The organism is Pseudomonas sp. SWRI179, assembly GCF_014268705.1.
Taxonomy (GTDB): Bacteria; Pseudomonadota; Gammaproteobacteria; order Pseudomonadales; family Pseudomonadaceae; genus Aquipseudomonas; species Aquipseudomonas zanjanensis.
The window spans coordinates 41,694-64,001 of record NZ_JABWRA010000011.1; the positions used below are offsets into that span (position 1 = coordinate 41,694).

The following is a 22,308-nucleotide window of genomic DNA, read 5'->3' on the forward strand; positions in this document are numbered from 1 at the left end:
GAGAGGAAGACATTGTGAGTCATTTACTGGATCAACTGCGGTTCTTCAACCGCAAGCAAGGCGAGTTTTCAGACGGCCACGGCGAGACCCGCAAGGAGTCCCGCGACTGGGAAAACGTCTACCGTTCCCGCTGGCAGTACGACAAGATCGTGCGTTCCACCCATGGAGTGAACTGCACCGGTTCGTGCTCGTGGAAAATCTACGTCAAGAACGGCCTGATCACCTGGGAAACCCAGCAGACCGACTACCCGCGCACCCGCAACGACTTGCCTAACCACGAGCCACGCGGCTGCCCTCGTGGCGCGAGCTACAGCTGGTACATCTACAGCGCCAATCGGCTCAAGTACCCGAAGATCCGCAAGCCGTTGCTCAAGCTCTGGCGCGAAGCCCGGCAGACCTTGCCGCCGGTGGAAGCCTGGGCCAGCATCGTCGAGAACAAGGCCAAGGCCGACTCGTACAAGAGCAAGCGCGGCATGGGCGGCTTCATTCGTTCCAACTGGGAAGAAGTCAACGAGATCATTGCCGCGGCCAACGTCTACACCGTCAAGGAACACGGCCCGGACCGGGTGGTGGGCTTCTCGCCGATCCCGGCCATGTCGATGGTCAGTTACGCCGCCGGCTCGCGCTACCTGTCGCTGATCGGTGGCGTGTGCCTGAGCTTCTACGACTGGTACTGCGACTTGCCGCCAGCGTCGCCGATGGTCTGGGGCGAGCAGACCGACGTGCCGGAATCGGCCGACTGGTACAACTCCAACTACATCATTGCCTGGGGCTCCAACGTCCCGCAGACCCGTACCCCCGACGCGCACTTCTTCACTGAGGTGCGCTACAAGGGCACCAAGACCGTGGCGATTACCCCGGACTATTCGGAAGTCGCCAAGCTCACCGACCTGTGGCTCAACCCCAAGCAGGGCACCGACGCCGCGCTGGCCCAGGCCTTTAACCATGTGATCTTCAAAGAATTCCACCTGGACAAGCCGAGCGCCTATTTCACCGAATACGCCAAGCGCTACACCGACCTGCCGGTGCTGGTGATGCTCAAGCCGATGCTCGGCGCAGCGCCGGGCGCCGGTTACCAGCCGGACCGTTTTCTGCGGGCCAGCGACCTGACCGACAACCTCGGCCAGGACAACAACCCGGAATGGAAAACCATCGCCCTGGATGCCGCCGGCGAACTGGTGTCGCCACAAGGCTCCATCGGCTATCGCTGGGGTGAGAAGGGCAAGTGGAACATCCTGCCCCGTGAAGGCGGTGAGGGACGTGAGATCGACCTCAAGCTGAGCTTGATCGGCGGCGACGTCGCCGAGGTGGCGTTCCCGTACTTCGCCGGCGAAGCCCAGGAGTACTTCCAGCACGTGGCCGGCGACGCGGTGCAGTTCCGGCGGGTGCCGGTGCACAGCGTGGTGCTGGCCGATGGCAGCGTAGCGAAAGTCGCCACGGTGTTCGACCTGTCGGCGGCCAACCTGGCGATCGACCGTGGCCTGGGCGGCGCCAACGTTGCCAAGGACTATGACGACGCCTCGGTGCCCGGCACCCCGGCCTGGCAGGAGCAGATCACCGGTGTGAGCCGCGAGAAGGCGATCCAGATCGCCCGCGAGTTCGCCGACAACGCCGACAAGACCCGTGGACGCTCGATGATCATCGTCGGTGCGGCGATGAACCACTGGTACCACATGGACATGAACTACCGTGGGCTGATCAACATGCTCATGCTCTGCGGTTGCGTCGGCCAGACCGGCGGCGGCTGGGCCCACTACGTTGGCCAGGAAAAACTCCGTCCACAATGCGGCTGGCTGCCCCTGGCCTTTGGCCTGGACTGGAACCGTCCGCCACGGCAGATGAACGGCACCAGCTTCTTCTACGGCCACAGTTCGCAATGGCGCCACGAGAAGATGAGCATGCACGATGTGCTCTCGCCCTTGGCGGACAAGTCGCAGTTCCCCGAGCACGCCCTGGACTACAACATCCGCGCCGAACGCGCCGGTTGGTTGCCCAGCGCGCCACAGCTCAACACCAACCCGCTGAATATCTGCCGCGATGCCGCCGCCGCCGGCCTTGATCCGAAGGACTACGTGGTCAAGTCGCTGCAGGACGGTTCCTTGCGTTTTGCCTGCGAGCAGCCGGACAGCCCAGTGAACTTCCCGCGCAACATGTTCATCTGGCGTTCCAACCTGCTCGGGTCTTCGGGCAAGGGCCACGAGTACATGCTCAAGTACCTGCTCGGTACCAAGAACGGCGTGATGAACGAAGACATCGGCCATGGCACCGAGTGCAAGCCCACCGAAGCCGAATGGGTCGACGAGGGCGCCATTGGTAAGCTCGACCTGGTGACCACCCTGGACTTCCGCATGTCCTCGACCTGCGTGTATTCCGACATCGTCTTGCCGACCGCCACCTGGTACGAAAAAGACGACATGAACACCTCGGACATGCACCCGTTCATTCACCCACTGTCGGCCGCCATCGATCCGGCCTGGGAATCACGTTCGGACTGGGAAATCTACAAAGGCATCGCCAAGGCGTTCTCGGCCATGTCGGTCGGTCACCTCGGCGTCGAGAAAGACCTGGTCACCGTACCGTTGATGCACGACAGCGTCGGCGAACTGGCCCAGCCGTTTGGCGGCACCGACTGGAAGAGCGCCGGCGTGGCCCCACAACCGGGCAAGAACGCGCCGAACCTGCAAGTGGTCGAGCGTGACTACCCGAACATCTACAAGCAGTTCACCTCCCTGGGCCCGATGCTGGAAAAACTCGGCAACGGCGGCAAGGGCATCAACTGGAACACCGACACCGAAGTGAAATTCCTTGGTGAGCTGAACCACAAGGAAGTCGACGCGGGCATCAGCCAAGGCCGGCCAAAAATCGACAGCGCCATCGACGCCGCCGAAGTGATCCTGTCCCTGGCCCCGGAAACCAACGGCCATGTCGCGGTGAAAGCCTGGGCAGCACTGTCGGAATTCACCGGCATCGACCACAGCCACCTGGCGGTGTCGAAGGAGCACGAGGCGATTCGCTTCCGCGACATCCAGGCCCAGCCGCGCAAGATCATTTCCAGCCCGACCTGGTCCGGCCTGGAAGACGATCACGTGAGCTACAACGCCGGCTACACCAACGTCCATGAGTCGATCCCATGGCGCACCATCACCGGCCGCCAGCAGTTCTACCAGGATCACCCGTGGATGCAGGCGTTCGGCGAGCAACTGATGAGCTATCGGCCACCGGTCAACACCCGCACCATCGCCGGCGTGAAGGGCAAACGCAGCAATGGCGAGACCGAGATCGTCCTGAACTGGATTACCCCGCACCAGAAGTGGGGCATCCACAGCACCTACAGCGACAACCTGCTGATGCTGACCCTGAGCCGTGGCGGACCGATTGTCTGGCTCTCGGAAATCGACGCCAAGCGCGCCGGTATCGAGGACAACGACTGGATCGAATGCTTCAACGCCAACGGCGCGCTGACCGCCCGGGCGGTGGTCAGCCAGCGGGTCAAGGAAGGCATGGTGATGATGTACCACGCCCAGGAACGGATCGTGAACGTGCCGGGTTCGGAAACCACCAAGACCCGTGGCGGCCACCACAACTCGGTGACCCGCGTGGTGCTCAAGCCCACCCACATGATTGGCGGCTACGCCCAACAGGCCTACGGCTTCAACTATTACGGCACGGTCGGTTGCAACCGCGACGAATTCGTCGTGGTGCGCAAGATGGTCAAGGTCGATTGGCTCGACGGTTCCAGTGGCGATGATTTGCCGCGTCCACTGCCGACTGATATCGAGGAGAACTGAGATGAAGATTCGCTCACAAATCGGCATGGTCCTGAACCTGGACAAATGCATCGGCTGCCACACCTGCTCGATTACCTGCAAGAACGTCTGGACCAGCCGTGAAGGCATGGAATACGCCTGGTTCAACAACGTCGAATCCAAGCCGGGCATCGGCTATCCCAAGGAATGGGAGAACCAGGACAAGTGGAAGGGCGGCTGGGTGCGCAACGCCGACGGCTCGATCAACCCGCGCATCGGCGGCAAGTTCCGCGTGCTGGCAAACATCTTCGCCAACCCGGACCTGCCGAGCCTGGACGATTACTACGAGCCGTTCGACTTCGACTACCAGCACTTGCACACCGCACCGCTGGGCGAGCACCAACCCACCGCGCGCCCACGCTCGGTGGTGTCGGGCAAACGCATGGAGAAGATCGAATGGGGCCCGAACTGGGAGGAAATCCTCGGTACTGAATTCGCCAAGCGGCGCAAGGACAAGAACTTCGACAAGATCCAGGCGGACATCTACGGCGAGTACGAAAACACCTTCATGATGTACCTGCCGCGCCTGTGCGAGCACTGCCTGAACCCGGCGTGCGCGGCATCGTGCCCGAGCGGTGCGATCTACAAACGCGAGGAGGACGGCATCGTCCTCATCGACCAGGAGAAATGCCGCGGCTGGCGCATGTGCATCAGCGGCTGCCCGTACAAGAAGATCTACTTCAACTGGAAGAGCGGCAAGTCGGAAAAATGCATCTTCTGCTACCCACGTATCGAAGCCGGGATGCCGACCGTTTGCGCCGAAACCTGCGTCGGTCGGATCCGTTACCTCGGTGTGCTGCTGTATGACGCCGACCGCATCAGCGAAGTGGCGAGCACCGCCAACGAGCAGGACCTGTACGAGAAGCAACTGGAGATCTTCCTCGACCCGAACGACCCGGCGGTGATTCGCCAGGCCCTGGCCGATGGCGTGCCGCAGTCGGTGATCGATTCGGCCCAACGTTCGCCGGTCTACAAAATGGCCGTGGACTGGAAGCTCGCACTGCCGCTGCACCCGGAATACCGCACCTTGCCGATGGTCTGGTACGTGCCGCCACTGTCGCCGATCCAGAACGCTGCCACGGCTGGCACGGTGGGTATGAACGGCGTGATCCCGGACGTCGACAGCCTGCGGATCCCGCTGCGCTACCTGGCGAACATGCTCACCGCCGGCGATGAAAAGCCGGTCAAGCTTGCGCTCAAACGCTTGCTGGCGATGCGCGCCTACAAACGGGCCGAGCAGGTCGACGGCGTGCAGGACCTGCAAGTGCTGGCTGACGTCGGCCTGAGCGTGAACCAGGTGGAAGAGATGTACCGCTACCTGGCCATCGCTAACTACGAAGACCGTTTCGTGGTGCCGAGTGCCCACCGCGAAGACGCCATGAGCGACGCGTTCGCCGAGCGCTCCGGTTGTGGTTTCAGTTTCGGCAGCGGTTGCAGCGGCAGCTCCGACACCAACATGTTCGGTGGCAAGAAAGCCAACCGCCGCGACGTGATCAAGACCGTACAGTTGTGGGAGGAATGAGCATGCGCATTCTCAAGGTGATTTCGTTGCTGCTCGATTACCCGACCGAGACCCTGGTGGCCGGTCGCGACGAGCTGGAGCAGGCGATCGAGCAGGCGCGGGAAATCAGTCCCGCCCAGCGTGCCGGGTTGTTCGAGTTGCTGGAGCTGGTCTGCGGCCAGGACCTGATGGATGGCCAGGAGCACTACGGTGCGCTGTTCGGCCGCGGTCGTTCACTGTCGCTGCTGCTGTTCGAACACGTCCATGGCGAGTCCCGCGACCGGGGCCAGGCCATGGTCGACATGATGGCCCAGTACGAAGAAGCCGGGTTCGCCATCGGCGTCAAGGAACTGCCCGACTACATCCCGCTGTACCTGGAGTTTCTCTCCACCCGCGAAGACTTGGAGGCCCGCGAGGGCCTGGCCGATGTGGCGCACCTGCTGGCCTTGCTCGCGGCGCGCCTGGAGGAGCGTGAAAGCGCCTACGCCAGTTGCTTCCGGGCCTTGTTGCAGATCGCCGGGACAGAACCCCAGGCGGCGGTGGCCGAGATGCTCGAACAGGTGAAGGCCGAGCATCGGGATGACTCCCTCGAAGCCCTGGACAAGGTCTGGGAAGAAGAGGCCGTGGATTTCATGAAGGCCGAGCAGCAGGACCGCTGCAGTTCGATGCCAAGCGCGCCGGGCAAGGCCCGGGACGAAAGTGCAGTGCCGCTGCACTGGGTGGATTTTCAGCATGAAGGGCGGGCCGCAGCGCCTGCCGGGGAGGTGGGCAATGTCTAAATGGGATCTGTTGTTGTTCGGGGTCTACCCCTATGTCGCTTTGGCGATTTGCCTGCTCGGCAGTTGGGCACGCTTTGATCTGTCCCAGTACACCTGGAAGGCCGGTTCGAGCCAGATGCTGAACAAGCGCGGCATGCGCGTGGCCAGCAACCTGTTTCACATCGGTGTGCTGTTTGTGCTGGCCGGGCATTTCGTCGGGCTGCTGACGCCTTCGGCGGTGTATCACCACTTCCTGAGTACCGAGAACAAGCAGTTGCTGGCGATGGTTTCCGGCGGTTTCTTCGGCGTGCTTGGCCTGATCGGTTTGCTGATGCTGCTCAACCGGCGCCTGACCGACCCACGGGTGCGCGCCACCTCCAATGTGTCGGACATCCTGGTGCTGGTGGTATTGCTGGTGCAGTTGGTGTTGGGGCTGATGACCATCGTCGCATCCACCGCCCATATGGACGGCTCGGTGATGGTGATGCTGGCCGACTGGGCCCAGAACACCGTGCTGTTGCGCCCGGTTGAAGCCGCGACCTCGATCGCGCCGGTGGGCCTGGTCTACAAGCTCCACGTGGTGCTGGGCCTGACGCTGTTCGTGCTGTTCCCGTTCACCCGTCTGGTCCACATCGTCAGTGCGCCGGTCTGGTACCTGGGGCGTCGTTATCAAATCGTTCGGCAGAAGTTCTGAGGAGAAGATCATGGCGAGTGGATGCGGATGTGGCGGTGGTAGCGGGGGCGGTGGTTGCGGTTCCTCGGCAAAAGTGCCGCCGGTGGTTGATGTGGAGCCGGTTGGGGCGGTGCAGTTCGAGCCGGCCCAGGCGGGGCCGGTGGCAGAGGATGAAGCGCCACAGCTGATCGCCAGCAGTGAGCAGGAGTGGCCGATCATCAGCGTCAACGGGGTGTCGATCGCCCCGCAGGCGATGGCCCAGGAGCTGCAATATCACCCGGCTGACAGTCGCGAGGAGGCGGTCTACCAGGCCGCTCGGGCGCTGGTGATTCGCGAATTGCTCCAGCAGCGCATCGCCGAGCTGGGCCTGGCGTTGCAGGTCGGTGCCGGCGAAAACGAAGAAGAAGCGGCGACGCGGCTGTTGCTGGAACGTGAGGTGCTGGTGCCGCAGTGCGACGAGGCCACCTGCCTGCGTTACTACGAAAGCAACCGCGCTCGCTTCCACAGCGCGCCATTGCTGGCGGTGCGGCACATCCTGCTCGAATGTGCGCCGGACGATGCCGAGGCCCGCAGCCTGGCCCATGTCCAGGCCGAGCTGCTGCTGGAACGGTTGGACCAGTTCCCGGGCAGCTTCGCCGAGCTGGCACTGAAGTATTCGGCGTGTCCATCCAAGGAGCAGGGCGGCTCGTTGGGGCAGATCAGCAAGGGCCAGACCGTGCCGGAGCTGGAGCGCCAGTTGTTCACCCTGCCGGCGGGCCTGGCCAGCAAACCGCTGGAAAGCCGTTATGGCTGGCACGTGATCAGCATCGACCAGCGCATCGATGGACAACCATTGCCGTATGAGGCGGTGGCGACGGCGATTCGTACCCAGTTGCAGCAGGGCGTTTGGCAAAAGGCGCTGGTGCAGTACCTGCAAACCCTGATCGGTGCGGCGGACATTCGCGGCATTCACCTTCAGGGCGCCGACTCGCCGCTGGTGCAGTGAGCACGGGCTCAATCGGGAGATCTTCATGAACGCGGTGTTGCAGGACGGGTTTGGGCGCCAGATCGATTATTTGCGGATGTCGGTGACCGATCGTTGTGATTTTCGTTGTGTGTATTGCATGGCGAAGAACATGACCTTCCTGCCGCGTCAGCAAGTGTTGACCCTGGAGGAATTGCAGCGCCTGGCGCGGCTGTTCGTCGGCCTGGGGGTGAAGAAAATCCGCCTGACCGGTGGCGAGCCGCTGATCCGTCCGGGCATCGTCGGGCTGTGTCGCGACATCGCGGCATTGCCCGGCCTGCGGGAACTGGTGATGACCAGCAATGGCTCGCAGTTGGGACGATTGGCCCAGCCCCTGGTGGACGCTGGGGTCAAACGCATGAACATCAGCCTCGACAGCCTGGACGGCGAGCGTTTTCGGGCGATCACCCGTAACGGCGATCTGGACCGGGTGCTGGCCGGCATCGACGCGGCGAAGGTCGCTGGGTTCGAGCGGATCAAGCTCAACTGCGTGGTCATGAAAGGGCGCAACTTCGATGAAGTCCCGGCGTTGGTGCAGTACGCCATCGATCAACGCATCGACATCAGTTTCATCGAAGAAATGCCCTTGGGCGAGGTGGGGCGTTCCCGGGGCGAGTCGTTCTGTTCCAGCGATGAGGTGAGGGCCGAGATCGCCCGCCATCATCGCCTGCTCGACAGTGCCGAGAGCAGCGGCGGGCCGGCGCGTTATGTGCGCCTGGCGCATCATCCGCAGACCCGCATCGGTTTCATTTCGCCCAACACCCATAACTTCTGCGCTAGTTGCAATCGCGTGCGCATGACCGTCGAAGGGCGCTTGCTGCTGTGCCTCGGGCAAGAGGACTCCCTCGACCTGCGCGGCTTGCTGCGGCGTTATCCGCTGGACGATCAGCCGATCATTCAGTCGATCAAACAGGCACTCAAGGGCAAGCCCTTGCAGCATGACTTCAGCCCTGGCGGGGAAGTACAGATCGTGCGGTTCATGAACATGAGTGGTGGTTAGCAGAAGGGGGGCTGTGATGAATATAAATCCCACAGTTACCCCGAAACTCCTGTGGGAGCGGGCTTGCTCGCGAAGGCGGTGGGTCAGCTTGCATGGATGTTGAATGTGCTGGCCTCTTCGCGAGCAAGCCCGCTCCCACAGGGGGATTTTGGGTGAATTCAGATCCTGCAGTCACTCCGAAACCAATGTGGGAGCGAGCTTGCTCGCTCCCACTGGGGATCTGGGGAGGCTTCCAAAATGACCTTTCAAGGCTGATGGCAGTCGCCCCCAATTCTTGATGTCGATCAATTGCAACCCTGCCTTTTGTCCGTAATCTCCACTGCATATTGTGTCTTAAATATAAATAACACCTATATGTAGTATCTGGAGCCAAAATGCAGAGCACGTTGATCTCAGTAGGCTGTAACCGCTTGCACAAGCGCGATGGCAGTGTGGTCGCCTTTGATGCGGACAAGATCCGCCAGGCGTTGATCGCCGCTGGCAAGGCCACCGGCGAATACGCCGAAGCCGAGGCTGAAGGCTTGCTTGAGGCGGTATTGGCGCGGTTGGAAGGGCAGACGCGGTTGAATGTCGAGCAGATCCAGGATCGAGTCGAGCGTGTGCTGATGGACGCCGGGTACTTCCTGTCCATGCGCGCCTACATCGTCTACCGCGAGCAGCACGGACGCCTGCGTCGGGATCGCCGTACGCTGGTGGAAGTCGCCACGTCGATGAACGAATACCTGGATCGCGAAGACTGGCGCGTGCAGGCCAACGCCAACCAGGGTTATTCCCTGGGCGGGCTGATCCTCAACGTGTCGGGCAAGGTCACCGCCAACTACTGGCTCGACGAAGTCTACAGCCAGGCCATCGGCGAGGCGCACCGCGAGGCAGACCTGCATATCCACGACCTGGACATGCTCGCCGGCTACTGTGCCGGTTGGTCCTTGCGCACCTTGTTGCACGAAGGTCTCAACGGCGTGCCCGGGCGGGTCGAGGCTGGGCCGCCCAAGCACTTGAGCAGTGCCCTGGGCCAGATGGTGAATTTCCTCGGCACCCTGCAAAACGAATGGGCCGGTGCCCAAGCGTTCAGCTCGTTCGATACCTACCTGGCGCCCTATGTGCGCAAGGATCAGCTCAGCTACGACGAGATTCGCCAGTCGTTGCAGGAGTTCATCTACAACCTCAACGTACCGTCGCGCTGGGGCACGCAAACCCCGTTCACCAACCTGACATTCGACTGGGTCTGTCCCCAGGACCTGCGTGAGCAGATCCCGATCATCGGCGGCGAAGAAATGCCGTTCGCCTACGGTGACCTGCAAGCGGAAATGGAGTTGATCAACCGCGCCTACATCGAAGTGATGCAGGCCGGCGATGCGAAAGGCCGGGTCTTCACTTTCCCGATCCCAACCTACAACATCACTCACGACTTCCCGTGGGACAGCGAGAACGCCGACCGGCTGTTCGAAATGACCGCCCGCTACGGTTTGCCGTATTTCCAGAACTTCCTCAACTCGGACATGCAACCCAACCAGGTGCGCTCAATGTGCTGCCGCCTGCAACTGGACGTGCGCGAGCTGCTCAAGCGCGGTGGCGGCTTGTTCGGCTCCGCGGAACAGACCGGCTCCCTGGGGGTGGTGACGATCAACTGCGCGCGCCTGGGCTACCTGTACAAAGGCAACACCAGTGGGTTGCTGCAACGCATCGATACCCTGATGGAACTGGCGAAAGAGAGCCTGGAGGTCAAGCGCAAGGTCATCCAGCATCACATGGATGCTGGCTTGTATCCCTACACCAAGCGCTACCTGGGCACGTTGCGCAATCACTTCTCCACCATTGGCGTGAATGGCCTGCACGAAATGCTGCGCAACTTCACCGATGACCAACAAGGCCTGCACACCGAGCAGGGCCGGGCCTTCGCCCTGAAACTGCTGGATCACGTGCGGGCCACGCTGCTGCGTTTCCAGGAGGAAACGGGTCACCTCTACAACCTCGAGGCCACGCCCGCCGAAGGCACCACGTACCGCTTCGCAAAGGAAGACCTCAAGCGTTACCCGGATATCCTGCAGGCCGGCAGCTCGGTTGCGCCGTACTACACCAACTCCTCGCAACTGCCGGTGGGCTTCACCGAGGATCCGTTCGAAGCCCTGGAGCTGCAAGACGAACTGCAATGCAAATACACCGGCGGCACCGTGTTGCACCTGTACATGGCCGAGCAGATTTCCTCCACCCAGGCCTGCAAGCAACTGGTGCGCAAGGCCCTGGGACGTTTCCGCCTGCCGTACCTGACCATCACGCCGACCTTTTCCATCTGCCCGGTGCACGGCTACCTGGCTGGCGAACACGAGTTCTGCCCGAAATGCGACGAGGCCTTGCTGCTGCAACAGCAGTCGGCAGGCAGCGTTCACTGATCCGATCCATCGACCGTTAGGAGCTTTATCCATGAGCGCAGTACAAACGACTCCACAGGCACAGCGTCAACGTTGCGAAGTCTGGACCCGGGTGATGGGTTATCACCGCCCGGTGGCGGCCTTCAACCCGGGCAAGCAGTCCGAGCACCGCGAGCGGGTGCACTTCACCGAACGCGCGGCCGGGCGTCCATGAGTCGAGTGCTACGGGTCGGGGGCATGGTGCCCCTGACCACCCTCGATTACCCGGGCCAACTGGCCTGCGTGCTGTTTTGCCAGGGGTGTGCCTGGCGTTGTCGTTATTGCCATAACCCGCAACTGATCCCGCCGCGCGGTAGCGAAGAGGTGGATTGGTGCCGGGTGTTGGCGTTTCTGCAACGCCGGCAGGATCTGCTCGACGCCGTGGTGTTCAGCGGCGGCGAGCCGACCTTGCAGGACGGCCTGGGGCCGGCCATGGAAGAAGTGCGGCAGATGGGTTTTCGCATCGGCCTGCACAGCGCTGGCATCAAGCCGGCGGCCTTCGCCAAGGTAGTTGGGCAAGCCGATTGGGTGGGCTTCGACGTCAAGGCCTTGCCCGAAGATGCCCTGGACGTGACCCGGGTCGAAGGCAGCGGCGCCGCCAACTGGCGCAGCCTCGATCATTTGCTGGACAGCGGCGTGGACTATGAATGTCGCACGACGGTGCACTGGCATCTGTTCGACCCCGAACGGTTGCTGACCCTGGCCCGGCGCCTGAACGAGCGTGGCGTCAGCCGCTTTGCCGTGCAACTGGTGCGCACTGCCCGGATGCTTGATCCTCATCTTTCCAGCGTCTCGGCGCAGGCCTTGCAGCCTGAGCTGTGGGCGGCCATGCGCGAGTTGTTTCCTTCGTTTGTGTTGCGCAGTTGAGTGGTGGATAGCGGTGGGTCTGCTGGCAGGGATGTCGTCTGACACGCCCCCTTCGCGAGCAAGCTCGCTCCCACAGGGATCTGTGGTGAATACAAATTCAACAATCACCCCGAAACCATTGTGGGAGCGGGCTTGCTCGCGAAGGCGGTTTGTCAGTCAATGTATATGTAGCTGACCCGACGCATTCGCGAGCAAGCCCGCTCCCACAGGGGAATTGTGGTGGGAATGGCTTTTGTGAAATCCCCGCAATCCCTCGATCACCAGCCCCAGAATTGCAACCACCAGCCATACCCCACCCAGCCGCTGGCCAGGACCAGGCAGGCCATGGCGGGCACGCGTCGGATCGGCGATGCCACGCTTGCCTGCAGGCGCTTCCAGCCCAGCCACAGGCTCCAGGCGATCGCGGCCGTTAAAAGCGCGGCCCGGGCCGGCGGTACCCACTCCAGCAACAGGCCTTCATAGCGCAACAACTTGACCGTGGTTGCCGACAAACCGAGGAACAACCCGGCACCGCCAAGGGGCGTCAGGGTGAGGGCCAGGGGCTGGTAGTTTGTCGTGTCGCCTGAGAGCCATGCGGCCAGGCGCATGAGAAACAGCAACGAAGTGCCCATCAGCAGCGCACTCAGGCCCAGGTACGCAACGATGCAAAAACCGTCGAGCCAACTGAAACTGTCATTGAGTTGCGGATAGTGGGTCAGCAGCCACCAGGGCGCGTTGTCCTGGAGTGCCCAGAGCCAATCGTGACTCACCAGCCATTGGGCCAGGCTTTGCTTGAGGTCGATGAACCAGGGGCTGACGGTCCACTGGAAGGCGCCCATGGCCAGGCCGATGACGCCGAACAGCAGCAAACGAGCATCCCAGGGCGAAAGGGTGTTGGCTGTCGCTTGGAGGATCTCCGCGTTGCTGGAGCGGGCAATCAGCCGTACCGCGTCGCGCTGGCCGCTGCAACGACCACAGGCGTGGCAATCGGCGGCGCCGCGCAGGCGACGGATGTCCAGCAGCGGTGCGCAGTTGGGGGGCGGGCGCCGGGGCGGCGGGTTTTCCAGCCAGCGTTGTTCATCCACCTGAAAGTGCACCGGCGCCAGGCGAGCGAGCAGGGCAAACACACCGCTGACCGGGCACAGGTAACGGCACCACACCCGCTTGCCCCGGGCGAACAACAGGCCGACGATCACTGCGGCGACGGTCGAGCCGCCGAGGATCAACAGCGCTGCCTGGGCATAGTCGTACACGCTGATCAACTGGCCGTAGACCGTGGTCAGGCAGAACGCCAACGTCGGCCAGCCAGCCCAGCGCACCCCGCGCGGCACCCCGAGGCCCTTGCCGTACTGGCTGGCCCATTCGCTCAAAGCGCCTTCCGGGCACAACACGCCACACCAGAGGCGACCGAACAGCACGATCGACAGCAACACGAACGGCCACCAGATGCCCCAGAACAGGAACTGCGCCAGCAGCGTCAGGTTGTCCAACAGCCGCGCCTGACTAGTGGGCAATGGCAACAGGGCCGGCACCACCAACAGCACCGCGTAGAACAGCACCACCGCCCATTGCACCGCACGAATTGCCGAGCCATGGCGACGCATGCCGTCGCCCAGGCGTTGAAGCCAGGGGTTCAGGTCGGGCATGGCAGGGTTTCCGCCTTACGTGGTCGCAACCAACCCGCGACCACTCCCCAATAGCCCAGCCACACCAGCAACGTCATCGCACTCGGACTGGCCCGATACCCAGCGAAATCCGCCAGGAACCCACCCAAACCGTGGCCGTCGTCGAGGAGCGCACTGCTGTCCCACAGCGCATTGCCAATGCCGCGATACACCGCCTCGGGCCAATCCATCGCCAGCAATTGCCCGCCGACCCGCTCGAAGGCGCTGACCAGCAGTGCCGCGCCCAACAGCAGCAGGATCGCTTCGCTGATGGCAAAAAAACGCGGCCACGAGATGAACCGGCGACTGCTGTGCAGCAGGGAGACGGTCAGCAGCGACAACACCAGCCCGGCCAGTGCGCCCACGGCGAACAAGCCCAATGGCGGCCCGTGCAGGCGCGCACCGGCGCCATACAGGAAGACCACGGTTTCACTGCCTTCGCGGCTGACGGCGAGCAAGGCCAGGACCAACAGGCCCAGGCCACCCTGGCGGCCCAGGCGCTGGTCGGCGTGGCGTGTCAGGTCATGCTTGAGCGTCCGTGCGTTTCGGTGCATCCAGCCGACCATCTGCACGATCAGCAAGCTGGCGACCAAGGCCAACGCCGCCTGGAACCATTCACTGGTGGTACCGCTCATGGCCTCGCCGGCGAGCAGGATCAGGCCGGCCAGCACGCCGGAAAGCAGCAAGCCCAACGCCGCGCCGGCCCATACATAACGTCGCAGTTGGCTGGCCTGCTGCTGCTGGCTGACCCAGGCCTGGAGAATCCCGATCACCAACAATGCCTCGACGCTTTCGCGCCAGACAATAAACATCGATTGAGTCATGCTAACGCCTCCTGCTGGCCGATTACCGGGCGAGAATCCCGCCCTCGGGCAGTTGCGGATTGAATTCGTCGAAAAACGGGTAGTGCCCAGGGCGCAGCGGATGAATGACCACGAACGTCGTAACGCCGGGCGAGAGCACTTTCTCGACGCGCAATGGCGTGCTTTCGAACTCCGCCGGGCCCTGGCCGACATTTTTCAATACGATCTTGAAGCGTTGCCCGGCCGGTACTTCCAGTTGCGGCGGCGTGAAATGCCCGTCGCGGATGCTCAATTCATAAGTGGGCAGTTCGGCCTGGGCGATGGATGGCAGCAGCAGACCGGCCAGCGTCAGCCAGGCCAGGCAGGACGGCCAGGATCGGTGGCTCATGTTCAGTACCCGCCTTTTTTACCGATCCCGGCGTAGACGAATTCGTAGTGCAGTTCGCAGCGTTCGAACCACGGCGCCACGCCGGTTTCCTTGTCGGTATGACGACCGAGGGAGGCGTGGCCGCCCGGTGGCAGGACGGTGAAGGTCAATTGATATTTGCCAGGGCCGAGCAGCTTGACGTTGTCGCCGTAGTGCGGCCCGTCGTTGGCGACCATGGCGTGGAAGTCGCCCTTGAGCGCGGTGTCGTTGCCTTGTTTCTTCAGTTGGAACGACACGTTCAGATAAGGCACGAAACTGCCTTCCTGGAAGCCTTGCTGGTTGTCCGCGGTGGCGCGGATGTCGGCTTCCAGGTGCACGTCGGACTCGGCCGTGGCGCGCATCATCCCGGCGGGGGCCATTTCGATCGGTTGCAGGTACACCGCGCCGACTTCCAGCCCCGGGCACAGTTGCGGTTCGCCGATGGGGTATTCCTTGGCCTGGGCCAATGTTGGCAGCAACAGCAGGGCGAGGGACAACGGAGCAAGGGTACGCATGATGACTTCCTGGTTGGCTAAAGGATGGCGCCGAGTCTAGGAAGCTTCGCTGCGAATAATAATGATTCTTGTCAATTTTCAGCGTGAATTTTTGATCGGTGAACGTCAGTTCGTTCCCGTGCGGCTGTTCTTGATCAGGATCAAGGGCGGCAGTGGCCCGCCGGAGTAGGGTACGGGTACACCCATTGGTTATACGGGGGCCTCATGGCAAAGCCGTTTCCCATCAGTCCCAAGCATCCCGAGCGCATTTGCTGGGGGTGTGATCGTTACTGTCCGACCAATGCGCTGGCCTGCGGCAACGGTGCCGATCGCACGATGCACCCGGCCGAGATGATCGGCGAGGACTGGTACCTGCATGGGGATTGGGGGCTGGAGTTGGTCGACGTTACCGCGAAGGTCATCGATCCAAGCGCTACTCACCTGAAGGAATAAGGTGAAGGAATAAGGGTAAACCTGTGGCCAGAGATTGCTCCCGCTGGACTGCGCAGCAGTCCCAAAAAACTTGCGGTCGCTGCGCAACCGAGCGGGAGCAAGCTCCCTCGCCACAATGATCACCCACAGGCCTTGATAACCGTCTCGCTCAGGGCCGATCAGAGCTTCGGCAACTGCCCGATCCGCCCCATCATCTCGGTCACGATCTGCAAGTCCAGCAGGAACTGCTCCACCGTCTTGAACTCATTGTCGTTGTGCCCGGTGTACTTGACGTTGGGCATCGCCAGGCCGAATTGCACGCCGTTGGGCAGGTCATGGACCGAGGTGGCGCCGGCGGAAGTGCCGAACGTGTGCTCCATGCCCAGGTTCTCCGTGGCGACGGCGAGTAGCGCCTTGACCCATTCACCTTCGGGATTTCGGTACATCGGTGCGTCGATAGTGTTGTCGAAGGCTACGGCGACCTGGGACTTCTTGGCCCAGGCGGAGAGCTTATCGTTGATTTCAGTCTTCAGCGTTTCGGTTGGCTTGCCCACCGGCACCCGCAGGTTGACCGCCAGCTTGAAGGTCTGCTCATCCATGCCGACGTAGGTCAGGGACGCGGTCAGCGGCCCCATGAATGCATCGGAGAAGCCAATCCCCAGCTTGTTGCCCAGATAGTCCAGCCCCCAGTTGTCGGCGGCGTAGCGGGCGGCGTCGGTGATATGGTTGTGCTTGAGGGCGACCTTGCCGTCGAGACCGTCGATGAACACCAGCATTCTGGAGACCGGGTTGACGCCTGATTCGGGCTCGGAGGAGTGGGCCGAAACGCCAGTGAAGGTCAGCTTGACCGCGTTGTCGGCCACTGCGCTTTTTACCTCAAAGTTGCCGCCATTGGCCTTGGCGAATTCGGTGCCGGCCTTGAGCAGGTTCGCTGCCAGATCTGTGGGCTGGTCGGTCACGAATGTCGCCACCGAGGTCGACGGGATCTGGTTGGTCGCCATGCCCCCCGTCAACGCGATGATTTCGGCGCCCTTGCCCTGGGCCGCGCGGCGAGGGAAGTTGGCCATGACCGTGCCGTAGCCTTTCTCGGCGATCACCACGGGGTAGCCGCCATCCAGCGCCAGGTTGTAATTGGGCGTCGGGTTGCGTTCGAAATAATAGGGGATGGCGTCGCCGGTGGTTTCTTCGGTGGTGTCGACCAGCAGCTTGAAGTTGCGCGCCAGCGGCAGTTTTTCTTCCTTGATGATTTTCATGGCGTAGAGCGTCACGACGATACCGTTCTTGTCGTCCTCGGTACCGCGGCCATACATGCGATCACCCACCAGGGTGACCTTGAACGGATCGAGGCGCGTACCGTCTTTCAACACCCAGTTCTCCGGCGTGACCGGGACCACGTCGGCATGGGCGTGGATGCCAACGACTTCATCGCCGCTGCCTTCTAGGGAAATCTCATAGACGCGGTTGTCGATGTTGCGGAAGTTCAGGTCGAAGGATTCGGCGAGGCGCTTGATCTCGTCGGCGATCTTGAGGAATTCCGGGTTCTCGTGCTGGGCAACGCCGTCCTTGCGATAGGTCGGGATGGCGACCAGTTCCTTCAGCGTCTCGGTGGCGGCTTCGCCGTATTTCACCCGAGCGTAAAGGCCCAGCAAGCGGTGGATTTCGTTCTGTTGTTCAGCGGTCAGCGTCTTGTTGTCTTGGAAGGCGCTGATGGCCGGGCCGAGGTCGGCGGTTTTGGCCAGGTCGCTCTTGGCGACCTCTCCAAGGAAGTGCCTGAAATCCTTGACGGAGGTGTCGGAGAAGGTTTTGACGATGGCCGCGCTTTGTTGTGCGGTGATGTTGGCGCTGGCCGACATCGCGAATGACGACAGGCTGGACAGTATGAGGGTGGCAATGGCAAGACGCTTGAACGGGAAGTTCATGGTGGCAGGCATTCCTTTGCAGGGGAGAAGTGTCGTTTGATGGAAACAATCACTTACAACCTAACACCATGAGCGCGCGGCGGGGGAGCCCCTTGAACACGATTTGTCGCCCGGAAAAGCGAAAGCGACGTAGAAATGAAACATCCATTCCAAGCACCCGATACTCTGTGTGGGAGCGGGCTTGCTCGCGAAGAGGCCAGCACATTCAACATCATCGTTGACTGTTATGCCGCCTTCGCGAGCAAGCCCGCTCCCACAGGGACCTGTGGTGGATGCATGTTTTGTGAACGCCCGAAACCCAATGTGGGCTTGCTATTGCTTAATGCGGTGCGCGCGGGATCGTCTTGAGCAGGTCTTCCGGGCTGATATGGCCTACCACGGGCTGCGCCGTGCTGCCGGGCAATGGCAGGTCGAGGATGTGGCCCTTGATCTTGCCGACCACGTGCATCTCGCAAGGTTTGCAGTCGAACTTCAGCGTCAGCACTTCATCACCGTGGATCAGCTGCATCGGCGCGACCTTGGTGCGCACGCCGGTGACGCCCTTGGCCTGCTTGGGGCACAGGTTGAACGAGAAGCGCAGGCAGTGTTTGGTGATCATCACCGGCACTTCACCGGTTTCCTCGTGGGCCTCGAATGCCGCGTCGATCAGCTTGACCCCGTGGCGATGGTAGAAGTCCCGGGCCTTCTGGTTATAGACGTTGGCCAGGAACGACAGGTGCGACTCCGGGTACACCGGTGGCGGGCTGGTCTCGGCCTTGCGGCCACCGCGTGGGTGGGCCTCGATGCGGGCGGCGGTCAGGGCTTCGATGGCTTCGCGGCGCAACGCCTTGAGCTGCGAGTTGGGGATGAAAAACGCCTGGGGCGCATCCAGCTCGATGGCGGTGGCGTGGTATTCGGTGGTGCCCAGTTGGCCGAGCAGGTCGTGCAGTTGCTCCAGGGCCTGTTCCGGCTTGTTCGCCAGGCCGAACGGCCCATCGAGGGCAACACTGGCGCTGATGCCTTCTTCGCTGGTGGCGGTCAGTTCCAGGCGTTCTTCACGCAGACACGCCACCCAGGCCAGGCCGACCCGACGCTCGGAAGAGGTCTTGAGCAATGCTTGCTGCCAATTGTGGTCCAGGTTGCGGCTCAACGGATGGTTGGGGCGCAACTGGTACATACCGGCTGGCATCTCGTTGGGTTCGACGCGGTAGCGGTAACGCTTCTGGCCGTCCTCTTCGAACTCACCCTTGGGCTCGGCGATGTTAGCGCGGAAACCGACGACTTCGCGCTTGACCAGCACGTTGAGGCCGTCGCCGTTGGACAGCGGATCGAAGGTCACCACTTGCAAGTCGCGCTTGCCGACTTTTTCCACCACGCCCACCGGCACGCCGGTGAAGGTCGGCGAGTCGAAGGCGCCGATGTCGATCTTGCGCTCGCTGACGAAATAGTCGGTGCTGCCACGGTGGAAGGTCTTGTCCGGGTCGGGAACGAAGAAGTGTGCGGTGCGGCCGCTGGACGCACGGGCCAGGTCCGGGCGGTCTTCAAGGACATCGTCCAGGCGCTGGCGGTAATAGGCGGTGATGTTCTTCACATAGCCCATGTCCTTGTAGCGCCCTTCGATCTTGAACGAACGCACGCCGGCTTCGACCAGGGCGCGGATGTTGGCGCTCTGGTTGTTGTCTTTCATCGACAGCAGGTGTTTTTCATAGGCGACCACCCGGCCCTGGTCGTCCTTCAAGGTGTAGGGCAGGCGACAGGCCTGGGAGCAGTCGCCACGGTTGGCGCTGCGGCCGTTCTGGGCGTGGGAGATGTTGCACTGGCCGGAAAAGGCCACGCACAACGCGCCGTGGATGAAGAACTCGATGGCCGCATCGGTCTCGTCGGCGATGGCGCGGATCTCCTGCAGGTTCAGCTCACGGGCCAGGACCAGTTGCGAGAAACCGGCCTGGTCGAGGAACTTGGCCCGGGCCAGGGTGCGGATGTCGGTCTGGGTGCTGGCGTGCAGCTCGATGGGCGGGATATCCAGCTCCATCACCCCCAGGTCCTGGACGATCAACGCGTCGACGCCGGCATCGTACAACTGGTGGATCAGCTGGCGGGCCGGCTCCAGTTCGTTGTCGTGCAGGATGGTGTTGATGGTCGTGAACACACGGGCGTGGTAGCGGTGGGCGAATTCCACCAGCCGGGCGATATCGCCCACCTCGTTGCAGGCGTTGTGACGTGCGCCGAAACTCGGGCCACCGATGTACACGGCGTCGGCGCCATGCAGGATGGCCTCGCGGGCGATGGTCACGTCGCGGGCGGGGCTGAGCAATTCCAGATGATGTTTGGGCAAGGACATTTGTTTTTAGTCAGGCTGGTCACGGTCGAAGCGCGCATTGTAGCCGCCAGGCGCCTCGCCGGCACCTGTGGACTTGGGTTTGCACGATTCTGACCGATGCGCGGCGCTCTCGCGGCGTTCACCCCGACGTCGTGCCAGCGCTGCACCAACGGTTTCGCCCGGTGTTTTTCGCCAGGTACAAGAAGGCGTCCGCGGCCTTGATCAGCACCGCCGGGGTTGCATCCTCGTCGCTCGGCTGGCTGGTGGTGATGCCGGCGCTGATGGTCACGATGCCCAGGGGATGATCGCCATGTTCAATGTTCAAGGCCCTGACGGCTTCGAGGATTTGCTGCGCGACCTTGGCCGCCCCGGCACTGTCGGTGTTGGGCAACAACACGGTGAACTCTTCACCGCCGTAGCGCACCGCGAGGTCGCCCGGCCGCTTGATGGTCTGCCCGATCGCGTCCGCAATCGCCCGCAGGCAATCGTCGCCGGCGGCATGGCCGTACCGGTCGTTGAAACGCTTGAAGTAATCCACATCCAGCATGATCAGGGCCAGGGATGAGCCCTGGCGCCTGGCCAGGCGTAGTTCATCGGCCAGGGCGATGTCCAGCCGCCGGCGGTTGCCCAGCCCGGTCAGGCTGTCGGTCAGCGCCATGTCGCGCATGGCCTGGTGGGCACTGCGAATCTGCTTTTCCATGGTCATGCGGTAGCGCAGCTGGCTCAACACGATGAGCCCGAAGCCCACCAGGATCGCAATGAGGAAAATCAGCACCAGGCCGGTCTTGAGCAGGTCCCGGCGCCAGGGCGCGATGATCGACTCGCGGGACAAGCCGGTTTCCACCACCAGCGGATACGTGGTCAAGGCCCGGTAGCCATACAGGCGCTCGGTATCGTCGACGACGGCCCTGGCTTCGGCGATCCCTTGGTTGGAGGTGGGTAAATGCTCCCTGAAGATCACGCTGTTGACGAGGCTCTTGCCAATCACCGAGGCGACGAAGGGACGTCGGACCAGGATCGTTCCGCTGCGCTTGGCCAGGACCAGCGCGCCTTTGCCATCGATTTTGAAGTCGCCGTAGTAGTCGACGAAATAGTTGACCTTTACGGTCCCCAGCATTACGCCGGCAAACGAGCCATCGGGGTTGTTCAGGCGGCGGGAAATGGGAATGATCAGGTCGTGGGTGGAACGGCTCTGGACCACGTCACCGATGCGCACGCCTCGATCTTCATGGGTGCGGTGGTATTGGAAGTAGTCGCGGTCGGCGTTGTTCGCCATTTCCGGGATGACTTCCTTGTCCGTCACCAGCCATTGGCCGTCCGGGCCGTAGATAAATAGCCCGTGCAATTGCGGCATGATCGCGGCTTGTTGCACCAAGAGCTTATGGATGCGCGGGACGTCCATGTTCTGCAGGCCATCGCCCTCCACCCGTTCGGCGAGGGCGGCGGTGACCACATCCACTTGTCGAATGGTGTCTTCGGCGTGCTGGGCCGTCGCCCGTGCCAGGTTCGTCACCGAGTCCCGGGCAGACGCAAACGCGGCACGGTAATCGCGCCAGGTTCGCCAGCCTTCGACGGCCAGGAACGCGATGACGACCACCAGCATGAAACTCACCGTCAGCCGAAATGCAGCTCCGGCCCGCACAGCCTGCTGGGAGAAGGCTTCATCCGGGCTTTCGATCTTGGGCTCTGGCTGCTTGCGTCCGAGCATTCACATATCCTTTCCACGACGGGTCTGCGCCTTTCCAGGCGTAGCCTATCCTATTCGATTTCAGCACGTTAGCTAACTGCGACGAGTCAGGTATAACCGGCGACACACGATCGAGGAGAAAGGTTTCGTGAAAATTGGCGTGATTTCGGACACCCACGGCCTGCTGCGCCCTGAAGCGCTTGCGGCGCTGCAAGGCTGTGAGCGGATCATTCATGCGGGTGATATCGGCAGCCCGGAAATCCTCGATGCCTTGGCTTCCATTGGCGAGCTGCGGGTGGTGCGTGGGAACAACGATCTGGACGCCGAATGGGCGAGACACCTTGCCGATTGCCTGCAATTCGACTTGGGGGGATGGCAGGTCCTATTGGTCCATGACATCGCGGACGTGCCGGCGCCACTCGACCCGGGCGTGCGGCTGGTGATCACCGGCCATTCCCATAAGCCGCTGATCGAGTGGCGTGGCGAGCGGCTCTATCTCAACCCAGGCAGCGCCGGCCGGCGACGGTTCAAGTTGCCGGTGACGCTGGCGCTGCTGGAGGTGAGCGAACAAGCGATCGAGCCGCGGATCGTGCCATTGCTCCCGTGACG

General features: G+C 62.4%; 18 protein-coding genes. 11 read left to right on the forward strand and 7 right to left on the reverse strand.

Annotation, left to right across the window (positions count from 1 at the left end):
- Positions 1–14 precede the first annotated feature (14 nt).
- The 9 genes from HU767_RS08585 (at position 15) to HU767_RS08625 (ending at position 12,016) form a co-directional block, all read left to right on the forward strand.
- Positions 15–3,788: a nitrate reductase subunit alpha gene (locus HU767_RS08585; RefSeq protein WP_186729272.1), complete on the forward strand. Its 3,774-nt coding sequence runs from the start codon at positions 15–17 to the stop codon at positions 3,786–3,788.
- Position 3,789: 1 nt separating this feature from the next.
- A complete protein-coding gene (narH, locus tag HU767_RS08590) occupies positions 3,790–5,328 on the forward strand; it encodes a nitrate reductase subunit beta (protein WP_186705785.1) in 1,539 nt (512 codons plus the stop codon).
- 2 nt (positions 5,329–5,330) lie between these two features.
- Positions 5,331–6,086, forward strand: coding sequence for a nitrate reductase molybdenum cofactor assembly chaperone (gene narJ, locus HU767_RS08595; protein WP_186729273.1), 756 nt, complete (start codon positions 5,331–5,333; stop codon positions 6,084–6,086).
- Positions 6,079–6,759 (forward strand): respiratory nitrate reductase subunit gamma, encoded by a 681-nt coding sequence (narI, locus tag HU767_RS08600; RefSeq protein ID WP_186705787.1) that lies wholly within the window; start codon positions 6,079–6,081, stop codon positions 6,757–6,759. The genes narJ and narI overlap by 8 nt, the downstream gene beginning before the upstream one ends.
- 10 nt (positions 6,760–6,769) lie before the next feature.
- Complete coding sequence (locus HU767_RS08605; RefSeq protein ID WP_186705788.1) at positions 6,770–7,723, forward strand: peptidylprolyl isomerase; 954 nt, start codon at positions 6,770–6,772, stop codon at positions 7,721–7,723.
- 25 nt (positions 7,724–7,748) lie between these two features.
- Positions 7,749–8,741 carry a GTP 3',8-cyclase MoaA gene (gene moaA, locus HU767_RS08610; protein ID WP_186705789.1) on the forward strand — a complete coding sequence of 331 codons (993 nt, stop codon included), beginning with the start codon at positions 7,749–7,751 and terminating at the stop codon, positions 8,739–8,741.
- A 374-nt stretch (positions 8,742–9,115) separates the two neighbouring features.
- Positions 9,116–11,131, forward strand: a complete 2,016-nt coding sequence (locus HU767_RS08615) for a ribonucleoside triphosphate reductase (RefSeq protein WP_186729274.1) — start codon at positions 9,116–9,118, stop codon at positions 11,129–11,131.
- A gap of 31 nt (positions 11,132–11,162) precedes the next feature.
- Positions 11,163–11,324 carry an anaerobic ribonucleoside-triphosphate reductase gene (gene nrdD, locus HU767_RS08620; RefSeq protein WP_186729275.1) on the forward strand — a complete coding sequence of 54 codons (162 nt, stop codon included), beginning with the start codon at positions 11,163–11,165 and terminating at the stop codon, positions 11,322–11,324.
- Positions 11,321–12,016: an anaerobic ribonucleoside-triphosphate reductase activating protein gene (locus HU767_RS08625; RefSeq protein ID WP_225917587.1), complete on the forward strand. Its 696-nt coding sequence runs from the start codon at positions 11,321–11,323 to the stop codon at positions 12,014–12,016. The genes nrdD and HU767_RS08625 overlap by 4 nt, the downstream gene beginning before the upstream one ends.
- Positions 12,017–12,273: 257 nt before the next feature.
- Here the strand turns inward: HU767_RS08625 and HU767_RS08630 are convergent, their stop codons facing one another.
- Genes HU767_RS08630 through HU767_RS08645 form a run of 4 tightly spaced genes read right to left on the reverse strand, consistent with a single transcriptional unit; the run spans position 12,274 to position 15,383 of the window.
- Positions 12,274–13,641, reverse strand: coding sequence for a 4Fe-4S binding protein (locus HU767_RS08630; protein WP_186729276.1), 1,368 nt, complete (start codon positions 13,639–13,641; stop codon positions 12,274–12,276).
- Positions 13,629–14,483, reverse strand: a complete 855-nt coding sequence (locus HU767_RS08635) for an FTR1 family protein (protein WP_186729277.1) — start codon at positions 14,481–14,483, stop codon at positions 13,629–13,631. The genes HU767_RS08630 and HU767_RS08635 overlap by 13 nt, the downstream gene beginning before the upstream one ends.
- Before the next feature lie 22 nt (positions 14,484–14,505).
- A complete protein-coding gene (locus HU767_RS08640) occupies positions 14,506–14,850 on the reverse strand; it encodes a cupredoxin domain-containing protein (protein WP_186729278.1) in 345 nt (114 codons plus the stop codon).
- 2 nt (positions 14,851–14,852) lie between these two features.
- Complete coding sequence (locus tag HU767_RS08645) at positions 14,853–15,383, reverse strand: iron transporter (RefSeq protein WP_186705794.1); 531 nt, start codon at positions 15,381–15,383, stop codon at positions 14,853–14,855.
- Positions 15,384–15,587: 204 nt separating this feature from the next.
- Here HU767_RS08645 and HU767_RS08650 point away from each other — a divergent pair, with 204 nt between their 5' ends.
- Positions 15,588–15,815, forward strand: coding sequence for a DUF3079 domain-containing protein (locus tag HU767_RS08650; protein WP_186729279.1), 228 nt, complete (start codon positions 15,588–15,590; stop codon positions 15,813–15,815).
- 158 nt (positions 15,816–15,973) lie between these two features.
- Here the strand turns inward: HU767_RS08650 and HU767_RS08655 are convergent, their stop codons facing one another.
- The 3 genes from HU767_RS08655 to HU767_RS08665 form a co-directional block, all read right to left on the reverse strand.
- The gene (locus HU767_RS08655) at positions 15,974–17,713 is read right to left on the reverse strand and encodes a dipeptidase (RefSeq protein ID WP_186729280.1); all 1,740 of its coding nucleotides are present in this window, start codon (positions 17,711–17,713) and stop codon (positions 15,974–15,976) included.
- Positions 17,714–18,032: 319 nt separating this feature from the next.
- Positions 18,033–20,033, reverse strand: coding sequence for a U32 family peptidase (locus HU767_RS08660; protein WP_186705797.1), 2,001 nt, complete (start codon positions 20,031–20,033; stop codon positions 18,033–18,035).
- 118 nt (positions 20,034–20,151) lie between these two features.
- On the reverse strand, positions 20,152–21,720 hold the full coding sequence (locus HU767_RS08665) for a sensor domain-containing diguanylate cyclase (protein WP_186729281.1): 1,569 nt from the start codon (positions 21,718–21,720) through the stop codon (positions 20,152–20,154).
- A gap of 127 nt (positions 21,721–21,847) precedes the next feature.
- Between HU767_RS08665 and HU767_RS08670 the strand changes: the two genes are divergently transcribed.
- Complete coding sequence (locus tag HU767_RS08670; RefSeq protein WP_186729282.1) at positions 21,848–22,306, forward strand: YfcE family phosphodiesterase; 459 nt, start codon at positions 21,848–21,850, stop codon at positions 22,304–22,306.
- The last annotated feature ends 2 nt before the right edge of the window (positions 22,307–22,308 follow it).